The organism is Rhodococcus sp. AH-ZY2, from assembly GCF_030916465.1.
GTDB classification, from domain to species: domain Bacteria; phylum Actinomycetota; class Actinomycetes; order Mycobacteriales; family Mycobacteriaceae; genus Rhodococcus; species Rhodococcus ruber.
Genome location: NZ_CP126458.1, coordinates 4,660,798 through 4,681,199, shown reverse-complemented (window position 1 = coordinate 4,681,199; position 20,402 = coordinate 4,660,798). Strand labels below are relative to the sequence as shown.

The window sequence follows — 20,402 nt, the reverse complement described above, 5'->3', positions numbered from 1 at the left end:
CCAGTGTTTGCTCAGGCGACGTCCGCTGCCGTCGACACCGCACGGCGCGTGAGCACCCGCGCGAGCTGGCGACGGTAGTCGGCGTCGGCGTTGCCGTCGCTCATGGGGGAGGTGCCCTCGGTGGCCCGCTCGGCGGCGGCCCGGATGGTGTCGGCCGTCGCGGGCTGCCCGACGAGTGCCTGCTCGACGGCGTGCGCGCGGACCGGCACGGCCGCCATGTTGGTCAGCGCCACCCGGGCCTGCCGGATCGTGCCGCCGTCCGTCTGCACGGTGGCGGCGACCGCGACGATCGACCAGGCGTGCGCCACCCGGTTGAACTTCTCGTACCGCGCCGCCCATCCCGTGCGCTTGGGGATCCGCACCTCGACGAGGATCTCATCGGGTTGCAGGGTGGTGGTGAAGTAGTCGTCGAAGAAGTCCGCGACGGGGATGCTGCGCCGCCCCGACGGTCCCGCCGCGACAAGGGTCGCCTCGAGCGCGAGCACCGGCGCGCCGAGATCCCCGGCGGGATCGGCGTGGGCCAGAGCCCCGCCGAGGGTGCCCCGGTGCCGGATCTGGGGGTCGGCCACCGTGCTCGTGGCCTCGGCGAGCAACCGGGCGTGCTCCCGCACGAGTGGATCGTGGATCACGTCGTGGTGCGTGGTCATCGCCCCGATCACCAGGTCGCCGCCGTCCTCGCGGACACCCCGCAACTCCGGGACCCGTCCGAGGTCGACGAGCGTGGTGGGGGCCGCCAGCCGCAGCCGCAGCACCGGCATCAGGGACTGCCCCCCGGCGATGATCTTGGCGTCCTCCCCCGCCGAGGCCAGGGCGGCGACGGCCTCGTCGACGGTGGTGGGCGCGACGTAGTCGAACGTCGACGGGATCATCGGACGCCTCCCTGAGCCGAGTTCCGAGCTGATTCGACGGCGTGCCACACCCGCATCGGCGTGCACGGCATCTCGATGTCCCGCACGCCGAGATGGCGCACGGCGTCGAGGACGGCGTTGACCACCGCCGGCGTGGAGGCGATCGTGCCGGACTCACCGACCCCCTTGACGCCCAGCGGGTTTCCGGTCGCGGGGGTCTCGGTGCGGTCGGTGGTGAACGTCGGCAGGTCCGCGGCCGACGGCAGCAGGTACTCGGCGAACGAGCCGCTGAGCAGGGTGCCGGACTCGTCGTGCACGGCCTCCTCGTACAGAGCCTGCGCGATGCCCTGGGCGAGGCCGCCGTGCACCTGGCCCTCCACGATGAGCGGGTTGACGACGTGCCCGACGTCGTCGACGCACACGTACGAGCGGATACGCACCTGCCCGGTCTCGGTGTCCACCTCGGTGGCGCACAGGTGCGTGCCGTGCGGGAACGAGAAGTTGTCCGGGTCGTAGGTGGCCTCGGAATCGAGGTTGGGTTCGATGCCCTCGGGCAGGTCCGCGGCGGTGAACACCGCGAGCGCGATGTCGCTCATGCCCACGGCCTTCTCGGTGCCGCGGACCCGGAACCGGCCCTCGGCGAACTCGAGGTCGTCCTCCGAGCACTCCATCATGTGCGCCGCGATCGGACGGGCCTTCGCGATCACCTTCTCCGCGGCCTTGACCACCGCCACGCCGCCCACGGCCAGCGACCGGGATCCGTAGGTGTCCAGCCCGCGCGGGGAGGTCTGCGTATCGCCGTGCAGCACTTCGACATCCTCGAACGGCACGCCGAGCCGGTCGGCGACGATCTGGCTCCACGCCGTCTCGTGCCCCTGCCCGTGCGACGACGAGCCGGTGACCACCTCGACCCGGCCGGTGGGCAGCATCCGGATCGCGGCGTGCTCCCAGCCGCCCGCCCCGTAGTTGAGCGAGCCGAGCACCCGCGAGGGCGCCAGGCCGCACATCTCGGTGAAGGTCGACACCCCGATGCCGAGCTGGACCGGATCGTTCCGGCGACGGCGTTCCTCCTGCTCACGGCGCAGCTCGTCGTAGTGGAACAGGTCGCGGGCCTTCGCGGTGGCGGCCTCGTAGTTGCCCGAGTCGTACGTCAGGCCCGCGACGGTGTCGAACGGGAACTCCTCGTGCCGGATCCAGTTCTTCGCTCGCAGCTCGAGCGGATCCATCGACAGTTCGGCGGCGAGTTCGTCCATGATGCGTTCGATTCCGAACGTCGCCTCCGGCCGGCCTGCCCCGCGGTAGGCGTCGGTGGGCACCTTGTTGGTGAACACGTTGGTGCAGGAGAAGTGGTAGGCGCCGAACTTGTAGATGCCGTTGAACATGAACGCACCCAGGATCGGTACACCCGGGGTGACCAGCCGCAGGTAGGCGCCCATGTCGGCCAGCAGCTCCACCTTCAGGCCGACGACGGTGCCGTCGCGGCGCGCGGCGAGGGTGAGCTTCTGGATCTGGTCGCGGCCGTGATGCGCCGCGACCATCGACTCGCTGCGGGTTTCGGTGTACTTCACCGGTTTCCCGAGCCGGCGCGCGACGAGCAGGGCGAGCAGCTCCTCCGGCGTCACCTGCAGCTTGCCGCCGAAACCACCGCCGACGTCCGGGGCGATCACCCGCAGCTTGTGCTCGGGGATGCCGAGCGTCATCGCCAGCATGATCTTGAGGATGTGCGGGACCTGCGTGGCCGACCACACCGTGATCTGCGGGCCGGTCGGGTCGACCACGACGGAGCGCGGCTCCATGAACGCCGGGATGAGCCGCTGCTGCCGGAACGTACGCTCGACGACCACCTCGGCGTCCCGGATGGCCTGCTCGACGTCGCCCCCGGTACCGGCCTCGGCGGAATCGAACGTCCACGTCGCGCTGACGTTGGTGCCGAGGTCCGGGTGCACGAGGTCGGCGCCGTCGCGGGCCGCGTCCGCCAGGTCGAGGACCACGGGCAGGTCGTCGTAGTCCACGTCGATCGCCTCGAGGGCGTCGTGCGCCTCGTAGGCGCTGCGCGCGACGACGACGGCGACGGCCTCCCCGGCGAAGTTGACCGTGTCGACGGCCAGGGACGGCGCGGGCGGGATCTTCATGTCGGGGGTGATCACCCACGCGCACGGCAGGCTGCCCTGCTCCGGTGAGGCGTCCGCACCGGTGAGCACCGCCACCACGCCGGGCCTCTGCCGGGCTTCCGACGTGTCGATCGAGGTGATGCGGGCGTGGGCGAACGGGCTGCGCAGGATCGCCATGTGCAGCATCCCGGGGAGGACGAGATTGTCGGTCCAGCGGGTGCGTCCGGTGACGAGGTGCTCGTCCTCCTTGCGCCGCCGCGCCTGGCCGATCTCCGGTTCGACGGTACTGGTCATCGTCCGCCTCCTGCGGCCGCGTCGGTCTGCAGTTCGGCGGCGCGGGCCTTCTGCGCCGCGTCCAGTGCCGCCTTCACGATGTTCTGGTAGCCGGTGCAGCGGCACAGGTTGCCTTCGAGGCCGAGCCGCACCTCCTGCTCGTCGGGATCGGGATTCTCCTCGAGCAGGTCGATCGTCGACATGATCATGCCGGGCGTGCAGTAGCCGCACTGCAGGGCGTGGTTGTCGTGGAACGCCTGCTGGACGGGGTGCAGCACGCCGTCGCGGGACAGGCCTTCGACGGTGGTGACCTCCGAACCGTCGGCCTGCACGGCGAGCACCGAGCAGGACTTGACGCTGCGGCCGTCGAGATGCACGGTGCAGGCGCCGCAGTTGCTGGTGTCGCAGCCGACCACGGTGCCGACCTTGCCGAGCCGCTCGCGCAGATAGTGCACGAGCAGCAGCCTCGGTTCCACCTCGTCCGTGTAGGCCGTCCCGTCGACGGTGACAGTGATGCGCATCGGGCCTCCAATGCCGGGAACATCCGGGATCCAAGATCGTCGAGAAGTGTTCACTGACACTGTGCTCCAACGGTGACCACCGAACACGCCGATTCGCCGAATCGGTGGCGGATCAACCTCGTTCCCGCGTTTGCGACGACCGGGACGAGGGAATCCGCACGGACACGTTCGTCGGAGAACGACAGGCGGAGGTGAGAGGTGACCACGGTGGAGGAGATCGTCGAGCGAGGCGCCGGCCGGGACCTGCCCGTCGTCGGCAGCCTGGCGGAACTGACGGACCTGGTGATGTCCCACGACTCCGAGATCTACCTGCGGTACTCGAAGGGACCGGACAGCGATGCGCGGAAGGGCCCGAGCCGGGACTACGAGGCCGACGTGACACTGTCCGGGTTGTCGGTGACCAGGATCGTCCCGGAGCCGTGGTGGCCGCGGCCCGCCGTCGACTGGGTGGCGCGCCGGATCCGCAAGTACGCCGAGCTGGGCCGCGAGAGCGGCCGATTCGCGTGGCTGCTGACCGGCACGGTGGTCGGCGAGGGACCGGACCACGAACCGCTCGTCGTGCGCGCCCGCCCGCTGGCGCGCTTGTCCGACGAGATGCTCGACGAGGCGGCCGAGTGCTACCGGACCCGGTTCCGCGTCGGGAACGATTCGCGAAGCTGACCCGCGTCGCGGGGGCGCGCGCGGGGTACCCGTCGGGCATGGACCAGTCCGAAACTCCCATGCTGGATGCGCTGGATCAGTACCACCGACTCGACCGCTACGGGTTCTCCCCGCCCGGCCACCGCCAGGGGCGCGGCGCCGACCCGCGGGTGAAGAAGGTGCTCGGGCTCGACCCCTTCCGCTCGGACGTGCTCGCCTCCGGCGGCCTCGACGACCGCAGGTCGCGCAACGGCTACCTGTCGCGGGCCGAGCAGCTCATGGCCGAGGCGGTGGGAGCGCAGCAGGCGTTCTTCTCCACCTGCGGAAGCTCGCTGTCGGTCAAGGCCGCGATGATGGCGGTGGCGGGCAACGACCCGGGGGGACTGCTCGTCGGCCGGGACTCGCACAAGTCGATCGTGGCCGGTCTGATCTTCAGCGGCGTCACGCCCCGCTGGATCACGCCCCGCTGGGACGAGGAGATGCACTTCTCGCATCCGCCGTCGCCGGAACAGGTGCGCGAGACGTGGGAGAAGTACCCGGACGCGGCCGGCGCGCTGATCGTCAGTCCCAGTCCCTACGGCACGTGCGCCGACATCGAGGGCATCGCGAACGTCTGTCACGAGCGGGGCAAGCCCCTCATCGTCGACGAGGCGTGGGGTGCGCACCTGCCGTTCCACGACGACCTGCCCACCTGGGCGATGGACGCCGACGCCGACATCTGTGTCGTCAGTGTCCACAAGATGGGTGCCGGCTTCGAGCAGGGATCGGTCTATCACCTGCAGGGCGACCTGGTGGACGGCGCACACCTGTCGGCCTGCGCCGATCTGCTGATGACGACGAGCCCGAACGTGATGATCTACACGGCGATCGACGGGTGGCGCCGGCAGATGGTCGAGTACGGCACCGAACTGCTCGGCGACGCCCTGCACCTGGCCCGGCGGACCCGTGAGCGGATCGCCGGGATCGACGGTCTCGCCGTCCTCGAGGACCGGCTGCTCGGCGAGGAGGCCTCGCACGACCTGGATCGGCTGCAGGTGCTGATCGACGTGAGCGAGCTCGGCGTCTCCGGCTACCAGTGCAGCGACTGGCTGCGCGAGCACTGCCGGCTCGACCTCGGCATGACCGATCACCGGCGCATCCTGGCGACCTTGTCCATGGCCGACGACGAGAGCACCACCGATCGGCTCGTCTCGGCGCTCGAGTCGCTGTCGCAGGCCGCGGAGTCGTTCGATCCGCCGCCGCAGATGTCTCTGCCGAGCCCCGATGAACTGCAGCTCGACTCGGTGATGTCGCCACGCGACGCGTTCTTCGGCAAGGCGGAGATGGTCGATGCGAGCAGTGTCACCGGGCGCATCGCTGCCGAGCAGATCACCCCCTACCCGCCGGGCATTCCCGCCGTCGTGCCGGGTGAGCGGCTCGACGACGCCGTCGTCGACTATCTGCGCAGCGGCGTGAATGCCGGGATGACGATTCCCGATGCGACCGACACCTCGGTCGAGCAGTTCCGGGTGGTCGCCGAGAACTGACCGCCGCGGCCCTACGGCCCCGGCACCGCGGTGTCCTCGTGGGCGTGGATCGGGCCTGCGGTGCGGGCGAGGTGCTCGCCCCGGCCACCCCATTTCAGCGCGATGATCTCGGCCGCGATCGACACCGCGGTCTCCTCCGGGGTGCGCGCCCCGAGATCCAGGCCGATGGGAGAGCACAGCCGCGCGAGCTCGTCGTCCGTCATTCCCGCCGCACGCAGGCGCGCCGACCGGTCCTCGTGCGTGCGCCGCGAGCCCATCGCGCCCACGTAGGCCAGGTCGAGCCGCAATGCCACCTCGAGCAGCGGCACGTCGAACTTCGGGTCGTGGGTGAGCACCGTGACCACGGTGCGCGAGTCCACGCGACCCGCGGCCGCCTCGGCGGCGAGGTAGCGGTGCGGCCAGTCCACGACCACCTCGTCGGCGGCGGGGAACCGGGCGGCGGTGGTGAACACGCCCCGGGCGTCGCACACCGTCACGCGGTAGCCGAGAAACGAGCCGAGCTGCGCCATGGCGGCCGCGAAGTCGATGGCGCCGAACACCAGCAGCCGCGGCGGCGGCTGGAAGGAGTGGACGAACACCGACATGCCCTCGCCGCGGCGCTGCCCGTCGGGCCCGTAGTGCAGCGTCGCGGTCCGGCCCGCGGCGAGCAGGCCCCGCGCGTCGTCGGCGACGGCGTCGTCCGCCCGCGCCGACCCCAGCGACCCGCGCGCGCGATCCGGCCACACCGCCAGGCGACGCCCCACCCATGCCGGATCGGGATGTTCGGTAACGGTGGCGACCGCGACGGCCTCCTCGGCCCGCATCGACGCGACGACTTCACCCAGCTCGGGAAACGTGGCGGCATCCACCCGTTCGACGAACACGTCGATGATGCCGCCGCACGTGAGGCCGACGGCGAAGGCGTCGTCGTCGGACACGCCGTACCGCTGCAACACGGGCACACCGTCGTCGAGCACCTGCTGCCCGAGCTCGTACACGGCGCCTTCCACGCAACCGCCGGAGACGCTGCCGGTCACCGTGCCGTCCCCGGCGACGAGCATCGCGGCGCCCGGTGCGCGGGGCGCGGACCGGAACGTCGAGACCACGGTTCCGAGGGCGACGGTGTCACCGGCCCGGTAGCGACGTTCGAGTTCGTCGAGAACTTCACGCACGGTGGACCTCCTCCAGCAGTTCCTGCAGCGTCGCGAGGCTGTGCCCCGCGAGCAGACGGTCGAGATGGGGCAGGGCGGCCGCGATGCCGGACTGCACGGGCTCGTACCCGGCTGCCCCGGCGTGCGGATTGACCCACAGGACGGCGTGGGCGAGCCGCCGCAGCTGGGCGAGCTGCTCGGCGAGCAGGGCCGGATCGCCGCGTTCCCACCCGTCCGAGAAGATCACCACGACGGCGCCGCGCGCGAGGCCGCGCCGGCCCCACCGGTTCAGGAAGGCCCGCAGGGTCTCGCCGAGCCGGGTGCCGCCCGCCCAGTCGGGGACCGCCCGGCCCGCCGCGGCGAGGGCGCGTTCCGGGTCGCGGGCCCGCAGCGCGCGCGAGAGCCGCGTGAGGCGGGTGCCGAGGGAGAACACCTCGGTGTGGGCGGGATCGGCGCGGGTCACCACGTGCGCGAAACGCAGCAGCGCGTCCGCGTACGGGCTCATCGAGCCGGAGACGTCGAGCAGCAGCACCACGCGGCGCGCCCGGGTCGCCCTGCCGTGCCGGCTCGGCCGGACGGGTTCGCCGCCGGCCGCGAGCATCCGGCGCACCGTGCGGTGCGGGTCGATGCGGCCCCGGCGCGACGGGCGCAGCCGCATCGCCGGACGGGTGGGCGGCCGAGGATGCAGCGTCGCGATCAGTTCCGCCAAATGTGCCCGCTCGGCGTCGGTCAGTTCCGCGATGTCGCGCCGGCGGAGCACGTCGGTGTCGTCCGCGGCGACCCGCAGTTCGGGGCCGCCGCCGGCGGTCTCGTCGCCTCCCGAAGGCGTGAGGCCCGCGATGCGGGCCCGGCGCGGAGTGCGGGTGCGCGGCGACGTCACGTCGGGTGCCGTTCCGCCGAACCAGCTCTCGAACGCGAGGTCGTAGCGGGGGATGTCGTCGGGGTCGTGGCACAGGGTGGCGCGCCCGGCCCAGTACACCTGACGGCGGTCGCCGAGGTCGATCTCGCGCAGGGCGCGCAGGTAGGCCACGGTGGCGTCCGAGGCGACGGACAGGCCGGCCGCGGCGAGGGCGCGGGTGAAGCCGGTGAGTCCGACGAGGGAACCCCCGGCGTCAGTGGTCGTCGTCATCGCCGCTGTCACCCCGTCAGGAGCCGGTCGAGCCCGGTGCGGACCACCCGGTCGAGGTCCTCCCGGTACTTCAGGACGGCACCGAGGGTCGCGGCCGCGGTCGTCGCGTCGAGCACGTCGCGGTCGAGTTCCCGCAGCGCTCGTGCCCAGTCCAGCGACTCCGCGACCCCGGGTGGTTTGAGCAGGTCCATCCCGCGCATGGCCTGCACGGCGTGGGCGACCTGCGCCGCGAGGTGTTCGTCGATGCCCGGGATGCGGCGGCGCAGGATCTCCACTTCCCGCGCGAGGTCGGGGTGTTCGAGCCAGTGGTACAGGCAGCGGCGTTTGAGGGCGTCGTGCACCTCGCGGGTGCGGTTCGAGGTGAGCACCACGAGCGGCGGCGTCTGCGCCCGCACCTGTCCGAGTTCGGGGATGGTGACGGCGTTCTCGTCGAGCACCTGCAGCAGGAAGGCTTCGAATTCGTCGTCGGCCCGGTCGATCTCGTCGACGAGCAGCACGCACGGCGCGTCGGTGAGCGCCTGCAGCAGGGGCCGCGCGAGCAGGAACCGCTCGGTGTACAGCGAGCGCTCCGCCTCCTCGGCCTCGAGCCGGCCGCCGCTCGCGGCTTCGAGGGTGCGCAGGTGCAGCAGCTGCCGGGGAAAGTCCCAGTCGTAGAGGGCCTGGGACGCGTCGATGCCCTCGTGGCACTGCAACCGGATCAGCGGCAGGTCCAGCGCGTCGGCGAGGGCGACGGCCAGCGACGTCTTGCCGGTGCCGGGTTCCCCCTCGCAGAACAGCGGGCGGCCCATGCGCAGCGCCAGGAACGCCACCGTCGCGAGCCCGTCGTCGGCGAGGTACCCGGTCGTGTCCAGTGCCCGCGTCAGCTCCGCCGGTGAGCCGATCGCCGCCGTTGCCGTCATGGTGCGAGCCTATGGCAGCGTCGCTGCCGAGGTGCGTTTTCCGATCCCCGGGCACCGCGGGCGGGGACCGAGCAGCTCGGCGGTCAGGCGACGGCCACGACCTCGAGGCGCGGGGTGTCGTCCGTGCGGTGCCGCGCGAGGTCCGCGGCGCCGACGATCCCGGCGTCGGGGCCGAGTTCGGCCAGGCGCACCGGCGCGGCCGGGCGGTGCCCGCGTCCGGTCAGCCGCTGGGCGAACGTGGCGACGGCGGGGCCGCGCAGCAGCTCCCCGGCCTCGCACACTCCGCCGCCGAGGACGAAGACCTCCGGGTCGAGGAACGCCGCGAGGTCGGCCATGCCGTGCCCGAGCCACGTGCCGATCGTGCGGAAGCACTCGAGCGCGGCGGCGTCGCCCTCGTGGGCGGCGGTGGTGACGTGGTGCCCGGTGATCTGCTCGGCGCGCCCGCCGGCCAGCTCGAGCAGCCGGCCGGCGAGCGCGGGCGAGACGCTTGCGATCTCCTGTGCCTCCCGCACCAGGGCCCGCCCGCTGGCGTACCGCTCCCAGCAGCCGTGGTTCCCGCACCCGCAGCGCCGCCCGTGCGGTTCGACGTTGAGGTGGCCGAGTTCCGCGGCGAGCCCGGAGGATCCGCGGTGCAGGGCGCCGTCGATGATCAGCCCGCCGCCGATGCCCGTGCCGACGGTGAGCACGATCGCGGTGCGGGCGCCGCGGCCCGCGCCGAAGCGCGCCTCGCCCCAGGCGGCGGCGTTGGCGTCGTTCTCGACGACGGTCGGCAGCCCGCACGCGGCCTCGACGGCCGCCCCGAGCGGTTCGCCGCGCCACGCGAGGTTGGGGGCGAACAGTACGGTACGACGATCGGAGGCGACGAACCCGGCGGCGCCGATCCCCACCGCGCACACGTCGTGCGCGGCGCGGAGTTCGCGCACGACGTCGGCGACGACGTCCTCGGTGCGGGCAGGGTCGTCCGACGGCGTGGCGCGGCGGAGCCGGGCGTGCAGAGTGCCGTGTTCGTCGACCACGCCGGCGGCAACCTTGGTGCCGCCCACGTCGATTCCGATGGTCAGTGCCATGTCTGTTCTCTCCCTGACTTCAGTTGCCGGACGGGTTCAGGCGACGTCCATGTCCTCGAGCTCGCGGCCCTTGGTCTCTTTCACCCAGCGCAGGACGAACAGCAGCGACAGCACCGCGCACACGGCGTAGAAGCCGTACGACATCCCCAGCGACAGTTCCTTCATGGCGGGGAAGGAGACGGTGATGACCCAGTTGGCCGCCCACTGCGCGCCGGCGGCGAGCGACAGTGCCGCCGCGCGGATCCGGTTGGGGAAGGCCTCGCCGAGCAGGACCCACACGACCGGTCCCCACGACATGCCGAAGGCGACGACGAACAGGTTCGCGGCGATCAGCGCGATCGGTCCCTGCAGTCCGGTCAGGTGCGGGGTGGTCACACCGTCGACGACGGTGGTCGAGGCGGTGGCGAAGACGACGGCCATCGTGGCGAGGGTGACGGCCATGCCCGCCGAGCCGATGATCAGCAGGGGCCGGCGTCCGACGCGGTCGACGAATGCGATGGCCACGAGGGTGGTGGCGATGTTGACGACCGAGGTGACGACGGTGATGACGAGGGAGCTGCTCTCATCGAATCCCACTGCCTGCCAGAGGATGCTGGAGTAGTAGAAGATCACGTTGATACCGACGAACTGCTGGAACACCGACAGTCCGATGCCGATCCACACGATGGGCAGCAGGCCCAGCGCGGGTCCTCGCAGGTCGCGCAGCGACGGTGTGTGCTCGTGGCCGAGGGTGGCGCGGATCGATTCGATGCGCAGGTCGATTCCCTGCTCGCCGAGCAGCATGCCGAGGATGCCGCGGGCCTCGCCGATGCGGCCCTTCGCGACGAGATAGCGCGGCGACTCCGGGATGGTGAGGGTCAGGAATCCGTACACGAGGGCGGGGACGGCCATGGACAGGAACATCCAGCGCCACGCCTCGAGCCCGAACCACAGTTCCTCGCGGGAGCCGCCGGCGAGAGCGGCGAGTGCATAGTCGACGAGCAGGGCGGCGAAGATACCGACGACGATCGCGAGTTGCTGCAGCGATCCGAGGCGGCCACGTACCCGGGCGGGGGAGATCTCGGCGATGTAGGCGGGGGCGATGACGGAGGCGAGTCCGACGCCGACGCCGCCGACGATCCGGAACAGGACGAGAGTTTCGACGTTGAAGGCGAATCCGGTGCCGAACGCGCTGACCAGGAACATCGCGGCGGCGACCTGCATCGTGGTGAGGCGGCCGTAGCGGTCCGCGATGCGGCCGGCGAGGACGGCGCCGCCGGCCGCGCCGAGCAGGGCCGAGGCGACGGCGAAACCGAGGACGGCGGACGAGACGGCGAACCGGGATTCGATGGCCGAGACGGCGCCGTTGATGACGGCGCTGTCGAAGCCGAACAACAGACCGCCGAGCGCGGCGATGACGGCGATGCGGACCGGCACCGCGGCGCCGGCAGTGTCCGGCCCGGTGTCGGGGACGGTCGGGAGCGCGACGTGGTTGCTCATGGGACTCCTCGTAGGCGGCGGGAACCGGCCGCGGCGGTCCCGTTCCGGGAGGCGAGTGGCGGCGGTCACGCGAACTGTGTGCTGGACCACAGTAGGGCGAAGACGGCTCTGTCGTCAAGAAATGAATGAACAAATCCTTGTCGATGATCTTCTATGTTCGAATTTGAACTTAAGTAGCGACCTGGAGCGAGAAGAAATCGTCGGAGTCGATCATCAGTGCGGGTTGGCCGCCCGCAGGCCCAGGGCGACCGCCCCGAGCACCTGGGCGCGGGCCCCGAGGGCCGCGGTCCGCACCTGCACGGTGCGCGCGGCGCTGGGCACCGCATACCGCTCGATCGCACGGCGCAGCGGCTCGAGCAGCCACTCGCCCGCGAGCGCGAGTTCGCCGCCGATCAGGATCAGCTGCGGATTGAGCAGGTTGCACAGGCCCGCCGCCGCGACCCCGACGTGACGGCCGGTGTCCGCGAGCACCCGGGCGCACCCGGCGTCGCCGGCCTCGGCGAGCGCCACCACGTCCGCGATCGTCAGGCCGGGCCCCCGGCTCGGCTCGAGCAGCCCGATCACCACGTGGGAAGCCACCATCGTCTCGAGGCAGCCACGATTGCCGCACCGGCACACCTGGCCGAACTCGTCGAGGGAGGTGTGGCCGATCTCCCCAGCCGTGCCGGCGCGGCCGCGGTACAGCCGCCCGTCCAGGACCAGTCCGGCGCCGACGCCGTCGGACAGCTTGATGTAGGCCAGGTCGTCCATGCCGCGCCCGGCGCCCCAGATGTGTTCGGCCAGTGCGCCGAGATTCGCGTCGTTGTCGACGTGGACGGGAAGCGCGAGCCGCTCGGCGGCCAGGGCGGCCGGGTCGACGCCGACCCAGCCCGGCAGGATCGACGGCCCACCGATGCGGTGCGTGGCGGACTCGACCGGTGCGGGCAGGCCCATGCCGACGGCCGCAACGGCGTCGCGGCCGCACCCGAGTTCGACGAGAGCGTCGTCGAGAAGCGCTCCGGCTCTTTCTATTCCGTCCTCGGCGCGGTGCCCGGTCGCCAGCTCGACCCGTTTCTCGGCGAGGATCTCGTGCGACAGGTCGGCGACGGCGACGGTGAGATGCCGGTGCCCGAAGTCGATCCCGACGGCCAGGCCCGCCGACCGGGTGAGCTTCACGGCCCGTCCCCGCTGGCCCGGACGCTCGGCGGCGGCCACCTCCACCAGACCGCCGGCTGTCAGTTCCCGGACCAGATTCGACACCGTGGCCGGGGCCAGACCGGTGCGCCGAGCGATCTCCGCCTGCGTGAGCTCACCGCCGGACTGCAGAACCCGAACCACCCGTTGCTGATTGGCCGAACGCAGCGACGACTGCGAGCCGGGATGTTCGGTGTCCTCACGCATCCGCTCAGGGTACCGGCCCGCGACCGTCCGCTCGTTCCGGACGGCCGGGAACATCCGCGACCGGCCCGGTCGTACGCGCGCGTCGCGACGGTCGCGTACGACGATCGGGCGCGCGGATGCGGTGACGTCGAGGACTCGCCCCCGCCGCATCCGAGCGGGGCGGAGGCGAGTCCGGTTCGCCTACGCCTCGGCCCGGCGCAGTCCCGTGGTCACCTGCGCGAGGCGGGTGATCCGGGCCCAGTCCCGGGTCTGCACCGCATCGGCGGGGGTGAGCCACGAGCCCCCCACGCAGCCCACATTGGGCAGCGCGAGGTAGTCGGGGGCCGTCGCGACCGAGATTCCGCCGGTGGGGCAGAACCGGGCCGCCGGCACGGGGGAGTGGACGGACGCGAGGAACCGGGTGCCGCCTGCGGCCTCCGCGGGAAAGAATTTCATCTCGCGGTAGCCGCGTTCGAGCAGCAGCAGCACCTCCGAGACGGTCGCCGCCCCCGGCAGGTGCGGCAGCCCGGTGTCGGTCATGGCCTTCAGCAGCGACTCCGTCGCGCCCGGCGACACCAGGAAGCGCGCACCGGCCGCCGCGGCCTGCGCGGCCTGGCCGGGTTCGACGATCGTGCCGGCACCGACGGTGATGTCGGGGACCTCGTCGGCGATCCGCTCGATCGCCTCGAGGGCGCACGGGGTGCGCAGGGTCAGCTCGATCATGGGCACGCCGCCGTCGGCGAGGGCCCGGGCGATCGGGACGGCGTCGGCGGCATCGTCGATCACGACGACGGGCACGACGGGGGTCACGTCCAGCAGGCTCATCGGGGTCTCCTTCACGCGAAGTCGGATTGAAAGACGCTGGCGCCGTGGGTGGCCGGGCCCACGGTGGCCCGCAGGCCCGCGAACAGCTCACGGCCCGTGCCGGTCCAGGCGTCGTCGGTGGGGGCGTGACCGGTCGCCGCGCGGCCGGCGAGCGTGGCGTCGGACAGGTGCACACACAGCGAGCCGGCGACGGCGTCGACGGTGATCGGGTCGCCGTCGCGGACGCGGGCGAGCGGACCCCCGGCCGCGGCCTCGGGCGTGACGTGGATGGCGGCGGGAACCTTGCCGGACGCGCCCGACATCCGGCCGTCGGTCACCAGCGCGACCCGGCGTCCCCGATCCTGCAGCACCCCCAGCGCGGGGGTGAGCTTGTGCAGCTCGGGCATCCCGTTCGCGCGCGGGCCCTGGTAGCGCAGCACGGCCACGACGTCGCGGTCGAGTTCGCCGGCCTCGAACGCCGCGAGGAAGTCGGCCTGGTCGTCGAACACCCGGGCCGGGGCGGTGACGACGTGGTGCTCCGGGGCGACCGCGGACACCTTGAGTACGGCCTCGCCCAGGTTGCCGTCGAGCACCTTGAGTCCGCCGTCGACGGCGAACGGATCCGCGACGCCGCGCAGCACGGTGCGGTCCAGGCTCTCGGACGGCCCGGCTTCCCACCGCAGCGTCCCGTCGCGCAGCCGCGGTTCCTGCGTGTACCGGTGCAGCCCCGGCCCGGCGACGGTGGTGACGTCGTCGTGCAGCAGGCCCGCCGAGAGCAGGTCCGAGACCACGACACCGAGCCCGCCGGCGGCGTGGAAGTGGTTCACGTCGGCCGCGCCGTTGGGGTAGATCCGGGCGAGCAGCGGCACGACGGCCGACAGGTCCGCCAGGTCGCGCCACGTGAGGGTGATCCCGGCGGCCCGGGCGATCGCCACCAGGTGCATCGTGTGGTTGGTGGAGCCGCCGGTGGCGAGCAGTGCGACGCAGCCGTTGACGACGGCCCGCTCGTCGACGACCTCACCGACCGGGGTGAAATCGGAGCCGAGGGCGGTCAGGCCGGTGACGCGGCGCGCGGCCTCGGCGGTGAGCGCGTCCCGCAGTTCGGTGCCGGGATTGACGAAACTCGCGCCGGGCAGGTGCAGGCCCATCACCTCCATCAGCAGCTGATTGGAGTTGGCGGTGCCGAAGAACGTGCACGTGCCGGCGCCGTGATAGGAGGCGGCCTCGGCCTCGAGCAGGTCTTCGCGGCCGGCGCGGCCCTCCGCGTAGAGTTGCCGCACCCGGGCCTTCTCGCCGTTGGGCAACCCCGACGTCATCGGCCCGGCCGGGACGAACACCGTCGGCAGGTGCCCGAAGCCGAGCGCGCCGATCAGCATGCCGGGGACGATCTTGTCGCAGACACCGAGCATGAGGGCTCCGTCGAACATGTCGTGCGACAACGCGATTGCGGTGGACATTGCGATGACGTCGCGGCTGAACAGCGACAGCTGCATGCCGTCGCGGCCCTGGGTGATGCCGTCGCACATGGCCGGGACGCCACCGGCGAACTGCGCGATGCCGCCCGCCTCGAGGACCGCCGCCTTCAGCCGCGCCGGGTAGTCCTCGAAAGGCCGGTGCGCCGAGAGCATGTCGTTGTAGGAGGAGACGATCGCGATGTTCGGCTTCACCAGCCCGCGCAGGGCGGACTTGTCGGCAGGTTCGGCGGCGGCGAATCCGTGGGCCAGGTTGGCGCACGCGAGACGCCCGCGGGCGGGGCCCTTGTCGGCGGCGGCACGCAGCCGCTCGAGGTAGGCGCCGCGCTCGGCGCGGCTGCGCCGGACGATGCGGTCGGTGACCCGGTCCAGAACGGGATGGCTCATACGGAAGTTCCTTCGTACCAGGCGCGTCCGTCGCGCTCGATGAGGGTGGTCGCGTCGGTGGGGCCGGACGTTCCCGCCGGGTAGCGGCGCGGCATCCGGCCGGTGCGGTCCCAGGTCTGCAGGATCGGTTCGACCCACGCCCATGCGGTCTCGACCTCGTCGCGCCGCATGAACAGGGTCGGGTCGCCCCGCACCACGTCCATCAGCAGCCGCTCGTACGCGTCGGGGGAGGGCCGGTCGAACGCGTCGACGTAGTTCAGATCCAGTGAGACCGGGCGCAGGCGGATCCCGCCGGGTCCGGGTTCCTTGGCGGTCATGTGCAGGCAGATGCCCTCGTCGGGCTGCAGCCGGATCACCAGTCGATTGGGTTCGGTGGCGCCTTCGGCGCGGGGGAACATCGGGTGCGGAACGTCCTTGAACTGCACCACGATCTCGGAGCTGCGCTTCTCGAGGCGCTTGCCGGTGCGGAGGTAGAACGGCACGCCGGCCCAGCGCCAGTTGCGCACCTCCGCGCGCACCGCGACGAAGGTCTCGGTGCGGCTGTCCGGGTTCTCCACCTCGTCGCGATACCCGGCCACGGCACCGCCGTCGACGAGTCCCGGGCCGTACTGGCCGGTCACCGTGAATCTTTCGACGTCGTCGGCCGTCATCGGCCGCAGTGCCTGCAGCACCTTGAGTTTCTCGTCGCGCACCGTTTCGCGGTCGACGATCGTCGGCGGTTCCATCGCCACCAGGCACAGCACCTGCAGCAGGTGGTTCTGCAGCATGTCGCGCAGCGCCCCGGAGGTGTCGTAGTAGCCGCCGCGGGTGCCCACGCCGAGGGATTCGGAGACGGTGATCTGGACGTGGTCGATCCACGTCGAGTTCCACAGCGGCTCGAGCAGGGTGTTGGCGAACCGGGTGACCAGCAGGTTCTGGACGCTCTCCTTGCCGAGGTAGTGGTCGATGCGGAAGATCTGCGACTCGTCGAACACTTCGCCGACCGCGTCGTTGATCGCGCGGGCGGAGGCGAGGTCGCGGCCGATGGGCTTCTCGAGCACCACCCGCGAGGTCGGTTCGACGAGTCCGTGCCGGTCGAGGTGATGGGAGATCGGCCCGAACAGCGAAGGGGCACAGGCGAGGTAGAACACGCGCACGGAGTCCGGGGTCAGGACGTCGTGCAGGGCGGACCAGTCGTCCCCGCCTGCGAAGTCGAGGCTCACGTAGTCGAGGCGGTCCAGGAACCGGGTGAGAGTGCCGGCGTCCAGCAGGGGAGCGGGCACGAAGCGCGCGAGCTCGCCGCGAATCTTGTCGCGGTAGCCGTCGGTGTCGAGGCCGGCGCGTGCGGCGCCGACGATCCGGCTGCCGGGTGGCAGCTGGCCGTCCCGATCGCGCAGGTAGAGGGCGGGCAGGAGCTTACGGACGGCGAGATCGCCGGTGCCGCCGAAGACGACGACGGTACAGGGGGCGGCGGGTGACATGGCTTGTCCTCCCGAATGAGGGGGTGAGGGCTGTCACTCGCAACCGTAGAGCATCTTCCGCACTTAAACAACAAACTTACGCATTTCTAAGAACAAAGTCCGCCGGAGTGTGGCGTCCTGCCGCGGCGCCGGGCGCTCTCGAATGCGTTTCCTTGGTTCAATGGCGGTATGAGCCGATCCTCCAGCGCGCCCGCCACAGCGGGCGAGGTCTTCGCCCTCGTCCGTGCCGGCGCCGCGACCACCCGAAGCGAGATCGGGCACCACACCGGGCTCTCCCGCACCGCCGTCGCGGCCCGGGTCGCGGCGCTCCAGGACCTCGGCCTCGTCGTCGAAACGGAGGAGGGGCCCTCGACCGGGGGGCGCCCGCCCCTCACCCTCACCTTCGGGGCGGGGGCGGGCATCGTGCTCGTCGTCGCGATCGGCCGCAGCCGCACCCAGCTCGCCGTCTGCGATCTCGCCGGGGAACTGCTCCGTACCGAGGACCTCGAGCAGGAGATCGGGGCGAGCCCGGGTGAGCTGATGCCGAAGGTGGCCGCGCACCTCGCCGACCTGCGCGACGCGCTCGGTCCCGGCGCCCCCCGCACCGTCGGCATCGGGGTGAGCCTGCCGGGCACCGTGGACACGGTCCGGGGCTGCAGCCTGGATTCGCCGATGATGGCCGGCTGGGACGGTGTCGAGTTGCAGCCGTTCCTGGCGGACCTCGGCGGCGCACCGGTCTTCGTCGACAACGACGCGAACGTCATGGTGCTCGCCGAAAGACTGGGCGAACGAAGGCAGTTCGACGACATGCTCCTCATCAAGGCATCCACGGGCCTCGGGGCGGGCATCGTGTCGGGCGGGGTGCTGCAGCGCGGCGCGGTGGGCGCGGCCGGCGAGATCGGGCACACCAAGACCGCTGCGGCGCAGGGCGTCCTGTGCCGCTGCGGCGACATCGGCTGCGTCGAGGCGATCGCCGGGGGCTGGGCGCTGGTCCGTGACCTGCAGGAGCAGGGCCGGGACGTGACCCACATCCGCGACGTCGTGGCCCTCGCCGTCGGCGGGGATGCGGAGGCGCGCCGCATGATTCGCGACAGCGGCCGGCGGATCGGCGAGGTGATCGCCGGCGCCGTCAACCTTCTCGACCCGGCGGTGCTCGTCGTCGGCGGCGACATGGCCGAGGCCTACGACGTGTTCGTCGCCGGACTGCGCGAGACCCTCTATCGCGATGCGGTGTCCGTCGCCACCCGTGCCCTGCAGATCCTGCCGTGGTCGCACGGCGATCGCTCCGGGATGATCGGCTGCGCCTCCATGGCGCTGGACCAGGTACTCAGCGTGCGCGCCGTGGACCGGATGGTGGCCGAGCGGGGCCGGTGACCCGGTTACTCCGCCGGCTGGCGGCGGATGAAGTCGGCCATACCCGGGACGGTGAAGGCGATGCGACCGTGCTCCGGCGCCCAGATCAGGCCCTTGCGGATGGCCGAGTTGCGGACGTCGCTGACACCGGTGGCCGTCGAGCCCATCAGCTGGGCGACCTTTCCGGACCGGGGTGCCTCCTCGCCGGCCGCGGCGAGTGCGGTGAGATACCGGCGCTCACGGTCGGTGGCCCGGTTCCAGCGCGACGGGAAGAATCCCTCATCGAGGTGACGGCGGCCCACCTCGACGGCGAGCTCGGCATCCTCGAGCTGGAAGGGGCTGTGCGGAGCGATGTTCCAGATTGCCTTCCCGAACTCCTGGAGGAAGTACGGATAGCCCCCGCTGGCCTGGACGAGCACGGCGAGGGCGTCGTCGGTGAAGTCTCCGCCCTGACGGCGCACCGGGATCCGCAGGGCGTCGGCGGCGGCGGTCGGCGAGAGGGGGCCGATGGTGCTGTAGAGGAACTGGCGCTCCGCGTACGAGCGGTTGCCGGCCAGGACCGCGGGAAGATTGGGCAGTCCGGCGCCGACGAGGAAGAACGGCCATTCCCGCTGGCTCGCCCGGTGCTGGACGGCGAGCAACGCCGACAGCAGGTCGGAGTCGAGGTCCTGCATCTCGTCGACGAACAATCCGAAGGCGCTGGATCTCGGCCGGAGTTCGGCGGTGATCGCCTCGACGAGTTCCTCGAGGTCGAGGTCGATGTCCCCGGTCGCCGCCGGACGCTGGTCGAGGGAGAAGCTCGCGGTGGCCGGGCCGAGGCCGAGACCGAGGGAGAAGCCCCTGGCGAGGTCGATGAGCGGGTCGATCGCATGCTGGATCCGGTGCTTGCGGCTGTAGCGGCGCAGTCCGACGGTCAGCTCCTGGGAGAGCTTCGCGCGAACCGCGCTGGTTCCGGCCTCGCTGGGCCGTGCCTCGAGGGCGATCGTCAGCCAACCCTGCCGGTCGGCGTGCTCGACGAGAGCGTTGAGCAGGGTCGTCTTCCCGACCCCCCGCAGACCCGACAGGATGAGTCCGCGGTCGTAGATCTGCCGCTTGCTGCGGGCGACGAGGAGTTCGAACGCCCCGATCTGCTCGTCACGCCCCTCGAGCGCCGGCGGCCGCAGGCCGGAGCCGGGCTTGAACGGATTGAGCTCGAGATCCACGAACCGAGTATAGAGACTTATGGCGACTTATCTGAATCGCTCCATAGTCGTCCATAACTACCGATAGATTCGTCCGCCGCGCTTCTTCGCCGTCCGACTCACAGCCCGGCGATCCCGTTGCCGATCAGGCTCAGGCCGAGGATCAGAAGAACTGCCGCCATGATCACCGTGTGTTGGCGGGTCATCCACTCGTCGGCGGCCGCGAGCGCCCGGTCGGCACGGTCGGCGAACACGCCGCGCACCACGGGCGGGGCAGCCACCCCCAGACTGGCTACGACCGCGAAGACGATCAGCGCCACGATCTGTTCGGGAACGCGCGCAGTCGCGTCCGCGATCACCACCGCGCCGGCTGCGACCAGGGCGAGGTTCTTCGGATTCGCCGCCGCAAACAGGAACCCGAGAGCCAGAGCCCGTCGAGCGGTCATGGTCTGCGCGGCCGCCATCCATCCGGGCACGGTGGATTCCTCTCCCGGCTGCGGCCGCGAGTACCACTTCCGGACGGCCAGGAAGACCAGCACGACTCCCAGCACGAGTTTCGCAGCAGCGGCCCACCAGGTGGGCTCGTCGGACAGCATGATCACATCCGCCACCGCGACGACCACGGCGCCCACCACGAGCAGACCCGCGAACCAGCCGCCGACGAAGGCATAGGAGACGCGCAGCGGCCGCTTGGTGACCAAGAGCACCGACAGCATCACTATCGGCATCGCCGCCAGCAGCAGGCCGACCGCAATCGGCAGGGACTGCCCGATCGCACCTGCCAT

17 protein-coding genes are annotated in these 20,402 nt (G+C 71.6%); 3 read left to right on the top strand and 14 right to left on the bottom strand.

Features of this window, described 5'->3' with window-relative positions:
* Window positions 1-11 precede the first annotated feature (11 nt).
* Genes QNA09_RS22535 through QNA09_RS22525 form a run of 3 tightly spaced genes read right to left on the bottom strand, consistent with a single transcriptional unit; the run spans window position 12 to window position 3,753 of the window.
* The gene (locus QNA09_RS22535) at window positions 12-869 is read right to left on the bottom strand and encodes a xanthine dehydrogenase family protein subunit M (protein ID WP_010594161.1); all 858 of its coding nucleotides are present in this window, start codon (window positions 867-869) and stop codon (window positions 12-14) included.
* Window positions 866-3,253, bottom strand: a complete 2,388-nt coding sequence (locus tag QNA09_RS22530; RefSeq protein WP_010594160.1) for a xanthine dehydrogenase family protein molybdopterin-binding subunit — start codon at window positions 3,251-3,253, stop codon at window positions 866-868. The genes QNA09_RS22535 and QNA09_RS22530 overlap by 4 nt, the downstream gene beginning before the upstream one ends.
* Window positions 3,250-3,753 carry a (2Fe-2S)-binding protein gene (locus QNA09_RS22525; protein WP_003938697.1) on the bottom strand — a complete coding sequence of 168 codons (504 nt, stop codon included), beginning with the start codon at window positions 3,751-3,753 and terminating at the stop codon, window positions 3,250-3,252. The genes QNA09_RS22530 and QNA09_RS22525 overlap by 4 nt, the downstream gene beginning before the upstream one ends.
* A gap of 198 nt (window positions 3,754-3,951) precedes the next feature.
* Between QNA09_RS22525 and QNA09_RS22520 the strand changes: the two genes are divergently transcribed.
* Both QNA09_RS22520 and QNA09_RS22515 read left to right on the top strand, forming a co-directional pair.
* A complete protein-coding gene (locus QNA09_RS22520; RefSeq protein ID WP_119700178.1) occupies window positions 3,952-4,413 on the top strand; it encodes a DUF6098 family protein in 462 nt (153 codons plus the stop codon).
* Between the two features lie 38 nt (window positions 4,414-4,451).
* Complete coding sequence (locus tag QNA09_RS22515; protein ID WP_119700348.1) at window positions 4,452-5,918, top strand: aminotransferase class I/II-fold pyridoxal phosphate-dependent enzyme; 1,467 nt, start codon at window positions 4,452-4,454, stop codon at window positions 5,916-5,918.
* An 11-nt stretch (window positions 5,919-5,929) separates the two neighbouring features.
* Here the strand turns inward: QNA09_RS22515 and QNA09_RS22510 are convergent, their stop codons facing one another.
* The 9 genes from QNA09_RS22510 to zwf form a co-directional block, all read right to left on the bottom strand.
* Window positions 5,930-7,069: an XdhC/CoxI family protein gene (locus QNA09_RS22510; protein WP_017680149.1), complete on the bottom strand. Its 1,140-nt coding sequence runs from the start codon at window positions 7,067-7,069 to the stop codon at window positions 5,930-5,932.
* Window positions 7,062-8,177, bottom strand: a complete 1,116-nt coding sequence (locus QNA09_RS22505; protein WP_017680148.1) for a VWA domain-containing protein — start codon at window positions 8,175-8,177, stop codon at window positions 7,062-7,064. Before QNA09_RS22505 ends, QNA09_RS22510 begins: the two co-directional genes overlap by 8 nt.
* An 8-nt stretch (window positions 8,178-8,185) precedes the next feature.
* Window positions 8,186-9,076 (bottom strand): MoxR family ATPase, encoded by an 891-nt coding sequence (locus QNA09_RS22500; RefSeq protein WP_010594155.1) that lies wholly within the window; start codon window positions 9,074-9,076, stop codon window positions 8,186-8,188.
* 83 nt (window positions 9,077-9,159) lie between these two features.
* Complete coding sequence (locus QNA09_RS22495; protein WP_017680147.1) at window positions 9,160-10,143, bottom strand: ROK family glucokinase; 984 nt, start codon at window positions 10,141-10,143, stop codon at window positions 9,160-9,162.
* 36 nt (window positions 10,144-10,179) lie between these two features.
* Window positions 10,180-11,622, bottom strand: coding sequence for a sugar porter family MFS transporter (locus QNA09_RS22490; RefSeq protein WP_017680146.1), 1,443 nt, complete (start codon window positions 11,620-11,622; stop codon window positions 10,180-10,182).
* A gap of 213 nt (window positions 11,623-11,835) precedes the next feature.
* Entirely contained in the window at window positions 11,836-13,002 is a 1,167-nt protein-coding gene (locus QNA09_RS22485; protein ID WP_048771675.1) for an ROK family transcriptional regulator, read from the bottom strand.
* A gap of 180 nt (window positions 13,003-13,182) precedes the next feature.
* The gene (gene eda, locus QNA09_RS22480) at window positions 13,183-13,806 is read right to left on the bottom strand and encodes a bifunctional 4-hydroxy-2-oxoglutarate aldolase/2-dehydro-3-deoxy-phosphogluconate aldolase (RefSeq protein ID WP_040269975.1); all 624 of its coding nucleotides are present in this window, start codon (window positions 13,804-13,806) and stop codon (window positions 13,183-13,185) included.
* Window positions 13,807-13,817: 11 nt separating this feature from the next.
* On the bottom strand, window positions 13,818-15,644 hold the full coding sequence (gene edd, locus QNA09_RS22475) for a phosphogluconate dehydratase (protein WP_040269973.1): 1,827 nt from the start codon (window positions 15,642-15,644) through the stop codon (window positions 13,818-13,820).
* Entirely contained in the window at window positions 15,641-17,104 is a 1,464-nt protein-coding gene (gene zwf, locus QNA09_RS22470; RefSeq protein WP_308072119.1) for a glucose-6-phosphate dehydrogenase, read from the bottom strand. The genes edd and zwf overlap by 4 nt, the downstream gene beginning before the upstream one ends.
* Window positions 17,105-17,272: 168 nt before the next feature.
* Between zwf and QNA09_RS22465 the strand changes: the two genes are divergently transcribed.
* On the top strand, window positions 17,273-18,457 hold the full coding sequence (locus QNA09_RS22465; RefSeq protein ID WP_308072118.1) for an ROK family protein: 1,185 nt from the start codon (window positions 17,273-17,275) through the stop codon (window positions 18,455-18,457).
* Between the two features lie 5 nt (window positions 18,458-18,462).
* On the opposite strand, the gene QNA09_RS22460 is transcribed toward QNA09_RS22465, so the two are convergent.
* Together QNA09_RS22460 and QNA09_RS22455 are read right to left on the bottom strand one after the other, a co-directional pair.
* On the bottom strand, window positions 18,463-19,638 hold the full coding sequence (locus QNA09_RS22460) for an ATP-binding protein (protein WP_308072117.1): 1,176 nt from the start codon (window positions 19,636-19,638) through the stop codon (window positions 18,463-18,465).
* 98 nt (window positions 19,639-19,736) lie between these two features.
* Window positions 19,737-20,402 carry a GAP family protein gene (locus QNA09_RS22455; protein ID WP_308072116.1) on the bottom strand — a complete coding sequence of 222 codons (666 nt, stop codon included), beginning with the start codon at window positions 20,400-20,402 and terminating at the stop codon, window positions 19,737-19,739.

Excerpts from the sequence above, each read along its gene's own strand:
- QNA09_RS22535 (WP_010594161.1), bottom strand. The coding sequence starts at position 869 with ATGATCCCGTCGACGTTCGACTACGTCGCGCCCACCACCGTCGACGAG.
- QNA09_RS22530 (WP_010594160.1), bottom strand. The coding sequence starts at position 3,253 with ATGACCAGTACCGTCGAACCGGAGATCGGCCAGGCGCGGCGGCGCAAG.
- QNA09_RS22525 (WP_003938697.1), bottom strand. The coding sequence starts at position 3,753 with ATGCGCATCACTGTCACCGTCGACGGGACGGCCTACACGGACGAGGTG.
- QNA09_RS22515 (WP_119700348.1), top strand. The coding sequence starts at position 4,452 with ATGGACCAGTCCGAAACTCCCATGCTGGATGCGCTGGATCAGTACCAC.
- QNA09_RS22505 (WP_017680148.1), bottom strand. The coding sequence starts at position 8,177 with ATGACGACGACCACTGACGCCGGGGGTTCCCTCGTCGGACTCACCGGC.
- QNA09_RS22500 (WP_010594155.1), bottom strand. The coding sequence starts at position 9,076 with ATGACGGCAACGGCGGCGATCGGCTCACCGGCGGAGCTGACGCGGGCA.
- QNA09_RS22495 (WP_017680147.1), bottom strand. The coding sequence starts at position 10,143 with ATGGCACTGACCATCGGAATCGACGTGGGCGGCACCAAGGTTGCCGCC.
- QNA09_RS22490 (WP_017680146.1), bottom strand. The coding sequence starts at position 11,622 with ATGAGCAACCACGTCGCGCTCCCGACCGTCCCCGACACCGGGCCGGAC.
- QNA09_RS22485 (WP_048771675.1), bottom strand. The coding sequence starts at position 13,002 with ATGCGTGAGGACACCGAACATCCCGGCTCGCAGTCGTCGCTGCGTTCG.
- eda (WP_040269975.1), bottom strand. The coding sequence starts at position 13,806 with ATGAGCCTGCTGGACGTGACCCCCGTCGTGCCCGTCGTCGTGATCGAC.
- edd (WP_040269973.1), bottom strand. The coding sequence starts at position 15,644 with ATGAGCCATCCCGTTCTGGACCGGGTCACCGACCGCATCGTCCGGCGC.
- zwf (WP_308072119.1), bottom strand. The coding sequence starts at position 17,104 with ATGTCACCCGCCGCCCCCTGTACCGTCGTCGTCTTCGGCGGCACCGGC.
- QNA09_RS22465 (WP_308072118.1), top strand. The coding sequence starts at position 17,273 with ATGAGCCGATCCTCCAGCGCGCCCGCCACAGCGGGCGAGGTCTTCGCC.
- QNA09_RS22455 (WP_308072116.1), bottom strand. The coding sequence starts at position 20,402 with ATGGCAGGTGCGATCGGGCAGTCCCTGCCGATTGCGGTCGGCCTGCTG.